Origin of the sequence: Christiangramia crocea (assembly GCF_022410465.1) — a bacterium.
GTDB classification, from domain to species: Bacteria; Bacteroidota; Bacteroidia; order Flavobacteriales; family Flavobacteriaceae; genus Christiangramia; species Christiangramia crocea.
This window is the reverse complement of record NZ_JAJSON010000015.1, coordinates 51,844-65,769: the sequence shown is the minus strand read 5'-3', so window position 1 is coordinate 65,769 and position 13,926 is coordinate 51,844. Positions and strand designations below refer to the sequence as shown.

Below are 13,926 nucleotides of genomic sequence, written 5' to 3'. Positions count from 1 at the left end.
AGGCAAATCTGAAAAAACTATGAAAAAGCTTTCCTTTCTCTTTTGCCTGTTATTTACTTTTGGCTTAAGTGCTCAAAATATTAAGGGTATATCTAAAGATGCCTTTGCACATACTTATTCTATAGTTGCACGGGATACGGTCACTGGGGAAATGGCGGTCGGTGTTCAGAGTCACTGGTTTTCAGTGGGCCCTTTAGTGGCCTGGGGAAAAGCCGGTGTTGGGGTGGTCGCGACCCAGTCCTTTGTTAATCCGGCCTACGGTCCAAAAGGACTTGAACTAATGGCGAAGGGAACCTCTGCCGAGCAGGCCCTTACCCAACTGGTTGAACAGGATAATGGCCGTGAATACAGGCAGGTCGCTTTTCTGGATGCTCATGGCAGCGTTTCCGCATTTACGGGAGAAAATTGTGTGGAAGCAGCGGAAGACCTTACCGGAAAGAACTTCTCTGTCCAGGCTAATATGATGCTGAACGACAAAGTGGTACCTGCTATGGCTGAAGCATTCATGAGATATTCGGATTATCCTCTTGCAGAAAGAGTGGTTGAAGTCCTGAAGGTGGCCCAGCAGACCGGCGGTGATATTCGTGGGAAACAATCAGCTGCACTTATTGTGGTGGGACCTGAAAAGACTGATAAAAGCTGGGAAGATAAAAAGATCGACCTGCGGGTAGATGACCATAAGCAACCGGTTCAGGAACTGGAAAGACTGCTAAAAGTTGCCAGGGCCTATGACCATATGAATAAGGGAGATCTTGCCGTAGAGGCTGGAAATATGGAAAAAGCGCTAAAAGAATACGGAACTGCAGAAAAGATGTTCCCCGATAATCTTGAGATGAAATTCTGGAAAGCAGTGGCGCTGGCCAACAGTGGCAGGATCGAAGAGGCCCGGCCTATCTTTGACCAGGTGTTCGAAGAAGACGCTAACTGGAAGGAAATGTTAACCCGACTGCCGAAATCGGGGATACTTACAATTTCGGATGAAGAACTTCAGAAAATACTCGAATAATTTAAATATCTTTATATCAGTAAATTACTTGTTATGAAAACTTTCAAAAAACTATCAATTACTGCCCTTGCCATACTTTCTGTATTTATATACTCATGTAAGGATGAGGAAAAAAAATCGGCAGATGCTGAAGAAACCACTACCACTGCGTCTGCAGAGGAGATGAAGAAGGAAATGTCAAAAAGTACCGACCTTAAATATAATCCTGCACATGGAGAAGATGGTCACCGCTGTGATCTTCCGGTTGGAGCTCCCCTGGATCAGGCCAGCGCTTCTACCACCCAGGATATGAGCAGTTCTCCGGTAAGATTAAAAAGCGCAACACCAAAGGTGAATCCTCCACATGGAGAACCGGGGCATGACTGTTCCATACCTGTGGGTGCTGCACTGTAAAGTGTTAGGGTTTTAAAATAGAATCTCCAGAATTCAATCGAAATGTTCACTGCTAGCCTTCGACCAATTATGTATGCCATCTAAAAACTCTGATTTTTATTCCAATTTAAAGATTCATAAATTATCTGTTAGTAAACTGGTAGCTGAAAAAAAATTGTTTACTGAGGTGCCTGAAAACTGGCATATTTTGGTTTCAGATATCAGGGATTCCAGCGGTGCAATCAAAAATGGAAAGCAGAATGAAGTGAATCTTACTGCTACCGGAAGTGTGATCGCTATTCTTAATCTTGCCTTCAAATCAGGGATTCGTGTGCCATTTTTCTTTGGAGGAGATGGTGCTGTTCTCCTTATTCCTGAAGAACTGCTGGATGAATCTCTCGCGGTTCTCTATAAACATAAAGTAAATACTTCCAATAATTTTGGACTTCATCTTAGGATTGGTCATGTTCCCGTTCGGGAAATTTATGATCAGGGCCTCGATTTGAAAATTGCCAGAGGCCAGGTCACCGGACTTTTGAGTATACCCCTGGCCCTGGGGAAAGGATTGCAATATGCTGAACAGAAGATCAAGGAAGCTGAAGAAAGCGAAAAGGTGGACTTGAATAACGTGGAACTGGATCTTACAGGAATGGAATGTAAATGGGAAAAGGTGGAGCCTCCCCGCATTGATCATGAAGTGATGAGCCTCATCATTGACGGCTGCCAAAATGAGGATCCAAGTCAGATCTACTCTGAAATTCTGGAAAAAATAGATGCTATTTATGGTCCCCATACCGATAGAACACCAATTACAGTTAATAAGTTAAAACCTATAACCGGATTAAGGCAGATCCGGAACGAAATGAAATTAAAACAGGAAAAATCAACCCTTATCCAGATTTTTAAGCACTGGCTAATAGCCATGTTTGGAGAGATATATCTGAAAAATACAGCAACGGGAAGAAATTATATGCGCAAGCTTGTGGAACTAACCGATAATCTCACAATCGATGGACGTATTAATACGGTTATTACAGGCACCTTCCGGCAGCGTAAATCCTTGCTGGAATATCTGGACAGACTGGAAAATGAAAAGAAGATCAAATATGGCTATCATGTGAGCCGACAAAGTATTATGTCCTGTTATGTTCGAGACATCCATACCGATGATCATATACATTTTGTAGATGGAGCAGACGGTGGATATACAAAAGCGGCAAATAATCTTAAAGCAAAGCTCTCCTAAGCCTTATTCCTCTTTCAGCATTCCCCTTCTAGTATTCCCCTCCTTTCAGGATCCCCTATGTCAGGCTTGCTTTAATATTTTTTAAGTCAATAAGGAGGTAAGGATAGAAATTTATTCCAAATTACAGGAATAGCCATCCCTAAGGATGGCTATGGACATTAAAAATCAAATTTTCTAAGAGCCTCCGGCCCAGAAAAGATCAGTAAGCATAACCCGGTACTGTTTCTTAACTGGATCATAAGTTATTTCATAAGAATTGGCATAATAGCCCGGCTCTTCATAAGCCCCTAATGGTATAATCTGGTATGAATCCTCAAAATTTTTGGCCTTCAGATATTCCATAGTAATCATAGGTTCATAGAAAGTAAATTTCGAATCATAGGATCCATAAATAAATGTCTGATCAAAATCTGAAGAAAATGATGATTCATGCAGCCAGTGCCTGCCCATTTGGGGAACGGTCACAGCATCGGGACCATAACCTTCCGGCCAGATACCGGCATCCGGAAGATCGTCCATGCCTGCGGAAAAAGGGATACTTAATTTTTCATCTACCGAAATCCAGTAAAAATGCATGTCAAAATGTTCCACCGAGAATCCAGGCCCCGCATGGCCATGAGGATTGAATCCAAAATCAATATGATTCACTATTAGTCCTTCTGCCTTATTATGAAGTTCCAGGGTGAGACTGAGATCTTCATCGGGAAGGTTCGCAAGGGCCTTTTCAGAGAAAATGACTCCCACGGCAACGGGATCACCATTATGGTCAATAGAAACCACACTACGAACAACTCCATTTCCCATAGGCTGGGTTGGGCCGTAAAAATCATTGATCTTTTCAGATGGATCGCTTTGATTTACCTTGAGATCAGATTGAATAATTTCTTCTCCTGAATTAAGGTTGTTTTCAGGTTCACATGAATTAAATGCGATAAGAAATAGAGAGCTAAGAATGATTTGGAGCGACAATTGAAAATTGAAATTTCTCATAATGACGCTAGTTTTAAAATAAGCCTAAAAATACAAATTAAACTCTTACGTTCTGATTTTCAGGTATTAATAATTTAAACTGTATTTATTTTAAATGAAATACGGGAATTCAAAATTTAATTACCTTGTTCCATACCCGATAAAAACTGATATTTAACCTGAATATCTCAAATTTTTACATCCTGATGAAAATTAAACTTTCCTTATGCTTATCCCTCTTTGCAAGCATATTTTATTTTAACATACATGCACAAACCTCAGAACTAAGCGTTGAAAAAATAATGCAGGATCCGGAATGGATGGGCAACTTTCCTTCTTCAGTGTACTGGGGAATACATAGCAAGAATATATACTTCGATTATAATCCCGAGAATAACCCGGCCGATTCACTATACAGGATCAATATCAATGAACCTGGAAAAATAATTAAGGTGACTGCTCCTCAGGAACATGTACTTGTTCCGCGCAGCGGAGATTTCAACGATGACAGATCCAAAAAGGTGTTTTCACAGGATGGTGATCTATTTATTTATGAAATGCGTTCCAAAACAAAACGTGAACTACTGGACCTGCCTTTTTCTATCGAAGATCCGGTATTTCTTAAGAACGAAGATCAGATAGCTTTTGAAGCCGAAGACAATGTTTTTTTTTATAACCTGAAGAAAGGTAGCTTAAAACAGATTACCCATATAAAATCTGGAACGGCATCTAATAAAAAAGACAAGAACCTTTCTGATAAAGAAGAATGGATCCGGCAGGAAAACATGGAATTATTAGAGGTTGTCAACCAAAGAAAAAAAAGCAAAGAAAGTTCCAGGAATTATCGGGAATCTGTCAGCGAAGATGAAGAATTCACTTTTTATCTCGAGAAGCGGCAACTGGCTAACCTTCAGGTATCCCCTGATGCTAAATATGCCGGCTTCAGCCTTATTTCACGTGAACGTGGCAAAAGTACAGATGTACCAAATTATGTAGATGAAAGTGGTTATACCGTAAACCTTCCAGCAAGGAGCAAGGTAGGAGATATGGATTATAAGGCAGAACTTGCCCTATACAATTTTGAGAAAGATACCGTTTTTATAATCGACCTCTCAGAACTTCCTGGTATTACCGACCTGCCGGACTATACTAAAGATTATCCCGATAAAAACTGGAATACTGAAGCCCGTGAAGTGATTCCTTCAAAAATTCATTTTTCTGATAATGCTAAAAAGGCTGTGGTCAATTTACGTTCCACCGATAATAAGGATCGCTGGATCGCACTTATAGATCTTGATAAAGGAAGTCTTAAGTCCATAGAACGCCAGCGTGACGAAGCCTGGCTGGCAGGACCGGGAATTGGTTATACTTATTACGGGTATGAAACTCTGGGATGGTTGCCCGATAACAAACATATCTACTTCCAGAGCGAAGAATCGGGGTATTCCCATCTTTACATTTTGAACGTGGAAACCGGTGAGAAAAAGGATCTTACTCCCGGTGAATATGAGGTTTTTGATCCCTTCATCTCAAAAGATAAAAAGCACTGGTATTTTACCTCCTCAAAGGTCCACCCTGGAGAAAGACATTTCTACAAAATGCCTTTAATGGGTGGTACAATGGAACAGCTTACCAGTATGGAAGGAAATAATGAAGTGAAGCTTTCACCTGACGAAAAGTATATGGCTATTTTGTATTCCTATATGAACAAACCGGAAGAGCTATACCTTAAAAAGACCAAAGCGAATGCTGAAGCTCAGCAGCTTACAAAGGGACAATCCGAAGTCTTCGCTTCCTATAACTGGCGTGAACCGGAACTTATAAAATTCAAAGCCCGTGATGGTTCCATCGTACCTGCGAGATTATATCTTCCGGATGAAACCCGGAAGAATGATGCGGCTGTTGTTTTTGTTCACGGTGCCGGATATCTTCAAAATGCCCATAAATGGTGGTCAAATTATTTCAGGGAATATATGTTCCATAATCTGCTTACAGACCTTGGATATACAGTGATAGATATAGATTACCGCGGAAGCGCGGGCTACGGTAGGGACTGGAGAACCGGTATCTACAGGCATATGGGCGGGAAAGACCTTACCGACCAGGTAGACGGGGTAGATTATCTTATAGAGAATCACGATATAAACCCGGAAAAAGTAGGAATCTATGGTGGAAGTTACGGAGGCTTTATCACCCTTATGGCGATGTTCACCGAAGCGGAGACCTTTAAAGCAGGAGCCGCTTTAAGATCGGTGACAGACTGGGCTCACTACAATCATGGCTATACCTCGAACATTCTGAATGAACCTTCAAAAGATCCCATATCCTACCGAAGATCCTCTCCTATCTATTTTGCCGAAGGCCTGGAAGGAGACCTGTTGATCGCCCACGGGATGGTAGATACCAATGTGCATTTTCAGGATGTGGTGAGACTGGCACAGCGACTTATAGAACTCGGTAAGGAAGACTGGGAAATGGCGGTGTACCCGGTAGAAGACCATAGTTTTGTAGAACCTAGCAGCTGGACCGACGAATACCGAAGGATCCTTGAATTATTTAATGAAAGTTTATTGGGGCAATAATGGATATAGAATTTGTAAGAGATCAGTTTCCGGCGCTTAAAAGGAACTTCATCTTCATGGACAATGCAGGTGGATCGCAGGTATTAGGCAAAGTAATAGAAAGAATAAGTGGTTACCTCGTTCATCATAATGTACAACTGGGTGCTTCCTATAAGGTTTCCAGAGAAGCCGGAGAAAAACTTAAATATGCCACTTCAAGAATTGCAAGACTTATAAATGCAAATAAAACCGAAGAGGTGGTAGTTGGCTCATCCACTACCATGCTATTAAGGATCCTGAGTCTCACTATCAGCACACAATGGGCAGAAGGGGATGAAGTTATAGTCACAGATACCGATCATGAAGCTAATGTTTCTCCCTGGACTGACCTGAAGGAAAAAGGTATCAATATAAAAGTATGGAAGGTCAACCCCCAAACTCTGGAACTGGAGGTCAATGAGCTTAAGAAACTAATAAACAATCGCACAAAACTGGTAGCAGTTACTCATGCTTCCAATGTTCTGGGTACTATCAACCCAATAAAAAAGATAGCAAAGGAAGTGCATAAGGCAGGCGCATTGATCTGTGTGGATGGTGTGGCATATGCTCCCCACCGCCAGGTGGATGTACAGGAATTGGATGCAGACTTTTATACCTTCAGCTGGTATAAAACATACGGGCCTCACCTGGCTGTGATGTATGGAAAATATGATGAGCTACTCAGGCTGAATCGTCTTAATCATTATTTCATCGGGAAAAATGAAGTTCCCTATAAGTTACAACCAGGGAATTTCAATTTTGAACTCACCTATAGTACCCTTGGCATCACTGAATACTATCAGGAATTTTACAGGCATCATTTTAGACCGGAGAAGGATGAGAATTATCAGACAAGACTTACAAAGACATTTGATCTTATTGCCTCCCATGAAGAAAAACTGGCTTCTATTCTTTTAGATTATCTGAATGAGGTTCCTGAGATAAAGATAATAGGAATACCTAAAGCCGAAGCAGCCCGGCGAGTACCCACAATTTCATTTGTGCATTCAAAACTGAAGAGCGATGAAATCGTTGAAAAAGTAGATGGTCACAGAATAGGTATCCGTTTTGGTGATTTTTATGCAAAGAAACTTATCAAAGCCCTAAACATGGAAGAAAAGAATGGCGTTGTAAGGGTAAGTCTGGTACATTATAACACTCCCAGAGAAGTGAGAAAACTGATAGATGTCTTTAAGGGAATATTTTAGAACTTTATTCTAACGGTAACCTCCAAAAACACGGTTTACCGGAACCTTCATACTAAAAAAAATGGCATTTCTGCGAACATGGTCCATAACAACCTCCATGGCTTCCACATGTAATCCTAATTCCAAAGTCACCTGATTTCTAATTCTGTAGGAAGCAGATAATTTTATTGGAACTGTGATTACCCTGATGTCTTCTTCCTTTACTGCTGATCCATATTCCGGTGCTTCCTGAATGAAGGAAATTCCAATGCCGGCACCAAAATACAGGTTTCTAATATGCCGGAAAGGATCATAATTCACATATGGCAAAAAGGTGAGGGAGTTATAATGATTATCGTCCTCCAATTCAGAGGAGGATGTCCGGTCATAAAAAAGCTCTGCTCCAATTCCTATTTTGGGTTTCAAATAATAGATACCATAGATCCCCAGGGCATAGTTAGGTTCAAAACCAGAATTGGAGAAGCCTTCATTAGCACTTTCGTCAAAAAGATCATTTGCAACATACAGGGATGTATGCTGATAATTAAACATGGGCCCAATTTCAAATTCCCTGATTTCCCTCCATTTCTGGCTATAACTACTAACTGAGAATAAGAAGAAAAGGCAGTAAACTAGTTTCTTTAACATCTGCCAAAATTAAGTTTGGAAATTATAATTTTGATCGTCCTTTAAGACTTCCAAAACAAGTTTTTGTCACCTTGCGTGCACTCGAAAGGTAAAACATAAATGCCTCGACTCCGCTCGATGTAGCAATTTTAGATGAATTTTTCCCGATTCCAATTTAAAGAATAAGCCCGAACCTGTCAAGATAATTAATCTTAACAGGTCAGGATTTTATATTTATTACAGTTTTTTCAGGCTTTTTGCCTCGCTCCTATCGGCTTCCATAATGCTTATCGCATATCCACCCCCTGAAGCAGATTTTTGTGAAAGCTTGGACTTACTGTTCACCCTGTATTTTTTAATCTCATAGGCCTGCGGGTTGTTCTTGTAATGAGCATCGGAAGCATCAGAATAAATTGTGGCAATATAAGTTTTCTCTTTATCGAGAAAATCGAATTTAATGTTTGAAGTTCTAACTTCATTTCCATTTACATTTCCAACGAACCAGTCATTACCATTCTTTTCCTTTCTGGCCACGGTGATATAATCTCCGGGTTCGGCTTCCAGATAGATACTTTCATCCCAGTCTATCGCAACATCCTTAATGAACTGAAAGGCATCAGGAAATTTCATGTAATTTTCAGGAAGATCTGCAGCCATTTGCAGCGGACTGTACATAGTAACATACAGGGCCAGCTGATTGGCCAGGGTACTGTTCAGATGTGAATTATTATTTGGATTCAGCTTACTGATATCCATTTCGAAGATCCCGGGAGTGTAATCCATTGGCCCGCCTATGAGCCTGGTAAATGGAAGTACGGTGACGTGGTTGGGTTTAGAACCTCCAAACGCCTGATATTCGGTACCACGAGCAGATTCATTAGCGATAAGGTTTGGCCAGGTCCTGGCTACTCCGGTAGGGCGAACAGCTTCATGAGCATTTACCATGATCTTATAATCGGCCGCTTTTTTAATGGCATAGAGGTAATGATCTACCATCCACTGATTATAATGATTTTCACCTCGCGGAAGTATATCGCCCACATAACCACTCTTTACGGCATCATATCCATATTTTTTCATGAACTGGTAAGCAGTATCAAGATGGCGTTCATAATTTCTAACCGAAGAAGAGGTCTCATGGTGCATGATCATCTCCACTCCTTTACTTTCGGCATAATCCTGAATTTCCTTAACGTCAAAATCAGGATATGGGGTCACAAAGTCAAAAACATAATCCTTGGAATGACCAAACCAGTCTTCCCAGCCAACATTCCAGCCTTCCACAAGCACACCGTCAAAACCATGTTCAGCAGCAAAATCTATATATTCTTTAACGTGTTTAGTATTAGCAGCATGAGTATCATTTGCTTCGGCAGCTTCAAAATCTGTCTCACCTAATTTCACCGCTTTAAATTCATCGGTATAATGCCATGAACTTTTTCCGGTGATCATTTCCCACCAAACACCGACGTACTTCATTGGTTCTATCCAGGAAGTATCATCTATTTTGGAAGGCTCATTCAGATTATAGGTCATTTTTGAGGCCAGGATATCACGTGCATCATCACTTACCATAATCGTTCTCCAGGGGGTTTGGGCCGGCGTAATCATAAAGGCTTTATCTCCATTAGCATCCGGAGTAAGCCAGGAAGTAAAAACCATATTCTCATCATCAAGATCTAGATGCATAGTAGAGTAATCTATCAATGCTGCCTCGTGAAGATTAATATACAGGCCATCATCGGTCTTCATCATCAACGAAGTTTGCACTCCTGTTGGAGAAAATGAAGTCTGGGATACATTAGCTGTAATTGATTTTTCCATTTGGCTTCTTATATCTGAAAGCCTGGACTCTACATAGTCATATTCCTGGGTATCATAATCTCCAGGGATCCAGAAAGCCGTATGATTCCCGGTCATGGCAAACTCACTTCTTTCATCTTTAACAACAAAATGTCCAAGATTTTCCTGTGAAGGGAATTCATATCTAAAGCCTAAACCATCATTGAAAAGTCGAAAACGAAGGATCAATATCCTTTCAGTTCCTTCCTGAACCAGCTCTACTTCAAGTTCATTATAATGGTTTCTTATTTCATTCACCTCACCCCAAACCGGTTCCCAGGTTTCATCAAAGGTGGATTCTTCGGTATTAGCAATGGAAAAATGCTTAAGCAGGTCTTCCTCCTCCTTTAGATCCAGACCAAGCTTACTAGGTTCAATAACCTTTTTATCCTTATAGTTAAGACTGTAAACCGGTGTTCCATCTGCCTGCAGTGAAAATTCCATTTCCAGATTTTCATCAGGAGATAACAGCTTTTGAGCAATAGAAATATTGATCACTGCTATCCAGATAAGGGAAAACAATATAAATTTCTTCATAGTATATTTTTTAAATTAAAAGCCTCGTTAGAAATCCGGGCTCCAAATTACTGAAAATCCATAATAGCTTAGCCGATAGCATGTTTCAAATCGGCAAGCAGATCTTCTTCATCTTCCACTCCAACACTGAGTCTAATCAAAGAATCTGTAACACCTGTCTTTGCCCTTTCTTCCGCAGGGATAGAAGCATGGGTCATAGTGGCAGGATGACCGGCAAGAGACTCCACTCCTCCAAGAGATTCAGCCAACGTAAAGACCTTAAGTTTTTCCACTATCTGGGTAGCGCTTTTAAGGGTGTTTTCCTTGGTGGTGAAAGAGATCATTCCACCAAAACCTTTCATCTGTTTTTTCGCGATATCATGATTTGGATGATCCTCAAATCCAGGCCAGTAGACCTTATCAACCTTTGGATGTGACCTAAGGAATTTTGCAACCGCCTCTCCATTCTCACAATGGCGCTGCATTCTTAAATGAAGGGTCTTGATACCACGAAGTACCAGAAAACTGTCCTGTGGGCCACAAACAGCTCCACTGGCATTCTGAATGAAATACAGTTTTTCAGCCAGTTTTTCATCTTTCACAACCAGTCCGCCCATCACCACATCGCTGTGGCCGCCCAGGTATTTGGTCGCGCTGTGCATCACAATATCGGCTCCAAGATCAAGTGGTAGCTGAAGATATGGAGTTGCAAATGTATTATCTACGGCCAGCAAAAGATCATTCTTCTTTGCAATAGCCGAAACCGCTTCAATATCAATAATATTCATCATGGGATTGGTTGGAGTTTCCACCCAGATGAGTTTCGTATTTGGATTGATATAGTCCTCAATTTTAGCCGCGTCCTGCATTCCAATGAAATGGAATTTGATACCTAGACCTTCAAAAATACTGGTGAATAATCGATAAGATCCTCCGTATAGATCGTTAGTAGAAATGATCTCATCCCCAGGTTTAAAAAGTTTCATTACAGCATCTATAGCCGCAAGTCCTGATCCGAAAGCAAGTCCGTAATTTCCGTTCTCGATACTGGCAAGCGATTTTTCTAGGCTTGCCCTGGTTGGATTTCCACTACGGGAGTATTCAAAGCCCTTATGACCACCCGGAGTACTTTGCGAATAGGTGCTAGTTTGATAGATTGGTGGCATCACCGATCCGTAGGCAGGGTCTACGTTATCCTGACCTCCATGTATAGTTTTCGTGTTAAATTTCATATGATAATATAATTAAAACCACTATTACGCCTTTTTACTGACTAACAATATAATGGTTCTTTAGTAAGCGTCCATAAAGGACTTCCATCTTTGCTAAAATTTGAAAAACAAATGTAGTGAGCCTATTGGGCAATCACAAAATTGCCTTTACCTTTAGCATGTTATTTAACAAGTATTCCCGTGAAAAGAATCCTTATCGCTTTTAGCATCATTTCGCTGCTCGCTTCCTGCGCAGATGAACCCAAAGAAAACAACAAAGAAACTGATGAAAGCCTTTCATTTTCTTCCAGGACCATAGAAAAGAGCCTGGATAACTGCACACCCGAAGAAGGTGAATGTACATTTATCAGTCTTACTTTTCCGGTTGCAGAAAAAGGCGAAGGTAAGGTTGAAAAAATCAATAAGGCCATTCAGGATTTTTTGCGCAACACTATAGATTACCAGGAAGAAGGAGGCAAGGAGAGTCCGGAAGAACTGGTGGAGAATTTTATAGCCAATTACAAGGAAACGGCAATGGAATTTCCCGAATATAATCTCCCCTGGGAAGCCACCATTAATGGTAAAATAATCTACCGGGATCAGAATGTGATTTGCCTTCAGTTCAATACCGATATGTTCACGGGGGGAGCCCACGGATACAGAAGCATAGATTATCTAAACTTCGATCCTGACAGTGGAAAAAACCTGAATTCGGGAGATATTTTTACCGAAAAATTCGAAGCATTTGTAGAAAAGGATTTTAGAAAAAAACAGGATATCCCTGAAAACAGCAATATCAACAGTACCGGAATGCTCTTTGAAAATGACCAGTTCCACCTTCCAAAGAACATAGGCATTACAGAGGATAAGGTAATACTTCATTACAATGCATACGAGATCGCTCCCTATGCTTCCGGAAATTTCATTCTTACTTATCCCAGGGCTGAAATAGAAGAATTTATTAAAATTTCAGGCAGCAAAACCCAGGTTTAAAATGTGAAGCTTTTTTTAAAAAGAAAGCCCGGTTTACTGAAAAATCCGTTCTTTGTATGCAAAGTTTTCTGTCATGAAAAAAATATATCATCTTTCCACCTGCGATACCTGTAAAAGAATTTTAAAAGAACTTGACCCGCCTTCTTCGTTTATTATACAGGATATAAAGGAAGAAAAAATCACAGAGGAGCAACTGGATGAGATGGAAGAACTTGCAGGAAGTTACGAGGCACTCTTCAGCCGGCGCGCCAGGCTTTATAAGGAACGCGATCTCAAAAACGAGGATCTTGATGAAGGCAGGTATAAAAATCTAATTCTGGAACACTATACCTTTCTCAAGCGACCAGTGATTATCAATAATGATAAAATATTCATCGGAAATTCAAAAAAGACCGTAGCGGCCGCCAAAGAATCCATTCATGAACAATAAAAGGGCGCTTGCCATACTTGCAGCATTTACTGCAAGTGCCATTTATGGTATAAATCATACCCTGGCCAAGGGAGTTATGCCCACTTATATTGAACCCTTCGGATTTATTTTACTGAGAGTGACCGGAGCTGCTATTCTGTTCTGGATCATAAGTCTGTTTACCCCCACAGAGAAGATCGCAACTTCCGACTGGCCCCGTATCCTGGGTTGTGCCATGTTTGGAATGGTGATCAATATGCTCTTCTTTTTTAAGGGACTGAGTCTGTCTACGCCCATCAACAGTTCCGTGATCATCACCCTGTCTCCGGTTATGGTCTTAATACTCGCTTCTATCCTGATAAAAGAAAGAATAACACTCTTGAAGACCCTTGGGATAATGATAGGAATGGCCGGTGCTCTGGTGCTGGTATTATTCAGCAATGAAGAAAGCGTCAATGCTCCTGATGTCCCAATGGGCAATATACTATTCATCGTCAATGCATTTTCATATGGGCTGTATCTTATCCTGGTAAAACCCCTTACCACAAAATACAGTTCCATTACCCTGATGAAATGGCTCTTCTTTATCGCAATTTTTATCAACCTTCCGGTAACAATTGGTGAGTTTACCAATGTGGAGTGGACCGAACTCCCGTTTGATGCCATCTGGAAAATGGCCTATGTAGTGGTAGGCACCACCTTTCTGACTTACCTTTTGAATATTTACGCTTTAAAACAACTGTCGGCAGCGACCATCAGCGCCTTTATATATTTGCAGCCATTAATCGCCATTATATTTGCCATTGCGGTTGGAGCAGACAGCCTTACCATAGTAAAAGTTATAGCTGCAATGCTGGTGTTTACAGGGGTTTACATGGTTAGTGTTAAAAAAAATAAAGCGAAGGCTTGAGTATTTTAAATTTTCGCCTGATAACAGGCTGGAACCCG

The 13,926-nt window shown here is 40.9% G+C and carries 12 protein-coding genes; 8 read left to right on the top strand and 4 right to left on the bottom strand.

Translation table 11 applies throughout. From position 1 onward, the window contains the following. Window positions 1–19: 19 nt before the first annotated feature. The 3 genes from LU635_RS05790 to LU635_RS05780 all read left to right on the top strand — a co-directional run bounded on the left by LU635_RS05790 (window position 20) and on the right by LU635_RS05780 (window position 2,624). On the top strand, window positions 20–1,006 hold the full coding sequence (locus LU635_RS05790; RefSeq protein WP_240097144.1) for a DUF1028 domain-containing protein: 987 nt from the start codon (window positions 20–22) through the stop codon (window positions 1,004–1,006). Window positions 1,007–1,039: 33 nt separating this feature from the next. Then, window positions 1,040–1,399 carry a hypothetical protein gene (locus LU635_RS05785; protein WP_240097142.1) on the top strand — a complete coding sequence of 120 codons (360 nt, stop codon included), beginning with the start codon at window positions 1,040–1,042 and terminating at the stop codon, window positions 1,397–1,399. Between the two features lie 73 nt (window positions 1,400–1,472). Continuing rightward, on the top strand, window positions 1,473–2,624 hold the full coding sequence (locus LU635_RS05780) for a DUF3095 family protein (protein WP_240097140.1): 1,152 nt from the start codon (window positions 1,473–1,475) through the stop codon (window positions 2,622–2,624). Between the two features lie 174 nt (window positions 2,625–2,798). Here LU635_RS05780 and LU635_RS05775 read toward each other — a convergent pair whose 3' ends face one another. After that, on the bottom strand, window positions 2,799–3,614 hold the full coding sequence (locus LU635_RS05775; RefSeq protein ID WP_240097138.1) for a DUF5602 domain-containing protein: 816 nt from the start codon (window positions 3,612–3,614) through the stop codon (window positions 2,799–2,801). A 185-nt stretch (window positions 3,615–3,799) separates the two neighbouring features. Between LU635_RS05775 and LU635_RS05770 the strand changes: the two genes are divergently transcribed. Together LU635_RS05770 and LU635_RS05765 are read left to right on the top strand one after the other, a co-directional pair. Beyond that, on the top strand, window positions 3,800–6,175 hold the full coding sequence (locus LU635_RS05770) for a S9 family peptidase (RefSeq protein ID WP_240097136.1): 2,376 nt from the start codon (window positions 3,800–3,802) through the stop codon (window positions 6,173–6,175). After that, window positions 6,175–7,401, top strand: coding sequence for a cysteine desulfurase-like protein (locus LU635_RS05765; RefSeq protein WP_240097134.1), 1,227 nt, complete (start codon window positions 6,175–6,177; stop codon window positions 7,399–7,401). The genes LU635_RS05770 and LU635_RS05765 overlap by 1 nt, the downstream gene beginning before the upstream one ends. A gap of 9 nt (window positions 7,402–7,410) precedes the next feature. On the opposite strand, the gene LU635_RS05760 is transcribed toward LU635_RS05765, so the two are convergent. The 3 genes from LU635_RS05760 to LU635_RS05750 all read right to left on the bottom strand — a co-directional run bounded on the left by LU635_RS05760 (window position 7,411) and on the right by LU635_RS05750 (window position 11,597). Next, on the bottom strand, window positions 7,411–8,028 hold the full coding sequence (locus LU635_RS05760) for a hypothetical protein (RefSeq protein WP_240097132.1): 618 nt from the start codon (window positions 8,026–8,028) through the stop codon (window positions 7,411–7,413). A gap of 216 nt (window positions 8,029–8,244) precedes the next feature. Then, complete coding sequence (locus LU635_RS05755) at window positions 8,245–10,386, bottom strand: glycoside hydrolase family 97 protein (protein WP_240097130.1); 2,142 nt, start codon at window positions 10,384–10,386, stop codon at window positions 8,245–8,247. Between the two features lie 68 nt (window positions 10,387–10,454). Continuing rightward, window positions 10,455–11,597, bottom strand: a complete 1,143-nt coding sequence (locus tag LU635_RS05750) for a cystathionine gamma-synthase (protein ID WP_240097128.1) — start codon at window positions 11,595–11,597, stop codon at window positions 10,455–10,457. 180 nt (window positions 11,598–11,777) lie between these two features. Here LU635_RS05750 and LU635_RS05745 point away from each other — a divergent pair, with 180 nt between their 5' ends. The 3 genes from LU635_RS05745 to LU635_RS05735 all read left to right on the top strand — a co-directional run bounded on the left by LU635_RS05745 (window position 11,778) and on the right by LU635_RS05735 (window position 13,888). Then, window positions 11,778–12,569, top strand: a complete 792-nt coding sequence (locus LU635_RS05745; protein ID WP_240097126.1) for a DUF3298 domain-containing protein — start codon at window positions 11,778–11,780, stop codon at window positions 12,567–12,569. A 73-nt stretch (window positions 12,570–12,642) separates the two neighbouring features. After that, window positions 12,643–12,999, top strand: a complete 357-nt coding sequence (locus tag LU635_RS05740; protein ID WP_240097124.1) for an arsenate reductase family protein — start codon at window positions 12,643–12,645, stop codon at window positions 12,997–12,999. Then, complete coding sequence (locus LU635_RS05735; RefSeq protein WP_240097122.1) at window positions 12,989–13,888, top strand: DMT family transporter; 900 nt, start codon at window positions 12,989–12,991, stop codon at window positions 13,886–13,888. The genes LU635_RS05740 and LU635_RS05735 overlap by 11 nt, the downstream gene beginning before the upstream one ends. Window positions 13,889–13,926 lie beyond the last annotated feature (38 nt).

Coding starts and splice junctions, on each gene's coding strand:
- LU635_RS05770 (WP_240097136.1), top strand. CDS start 3,800: ATGAAAATTAAACTTTCCTTATGCTTATCCCTCTTTGCAAGCATATTT.
- LU635_RS05755 (WP_240097130.1), bottom strand. CDS start 10,386: ATGAAGAAATTTATATTGTTTTCCCTTATCTGGATAGCAGTGATCAAT.
- LU635_RS05790 (WP_240097144.1), top strand. CDS start 20: ATGAAAAAGCTTTCCTTTCTCTTTTGCCTGTTATTTACTTTTGGCTTA.
- LU635_RS05750 (WP_240097128.1), bottom strand. CDS start 11,597: ATGAAATTTAACACGAAAACTATACATGGAGGTCAGGATAACGTAGAC.
- LU635_RS05775 (WP_240097138.1), bottom strand. CDS start 3,614: ATGAGAAATTTCAATTTTCAATTGTCGCTCCAAATCATTCTTAGCTCT.
- LU635_RS05740 (WP_240097124.1), top strand. CDS start 12,643: ATGAAAAAAATATATCATCTTTCCACCTGCGATACCTGTAAAAGAATT.
- LU635_RS05765 (WP_240097134.1), top strand. CDS start 6,175: ATGGATATAGAATTTGTAAGAGATCAGTTTCCGGCGCTTAAAAGGAAC.
- LU635_RS05760 (WP_240097132.1), bottom strand. CDS start 8,028: ATGTTAAAGAAACTAGTTTACTGCCTTTTCTTCTTATTCTCAGTTAGT.
- LU635_RS05780 (WP_240097140.1), top strand. CDS start 1,473: ATGCCATCTAAAAACTCTGATTTTTATTCCAATTTAAAGATTCATAAA.
- LU635_RS05785 (WP_240097142.1), top strand. CDS start 1,040: ATGAAAACTTTCAAAAAACTATCAATTACTGCCCTTGCCATACTTTCT.
- LU635_RS05735 (WP_240097122.1), top strand. CDS start 12,989: ATGAACAATAAAAGGGCGCTTGCCATACTTGCAGCATTTACTGCAAGT.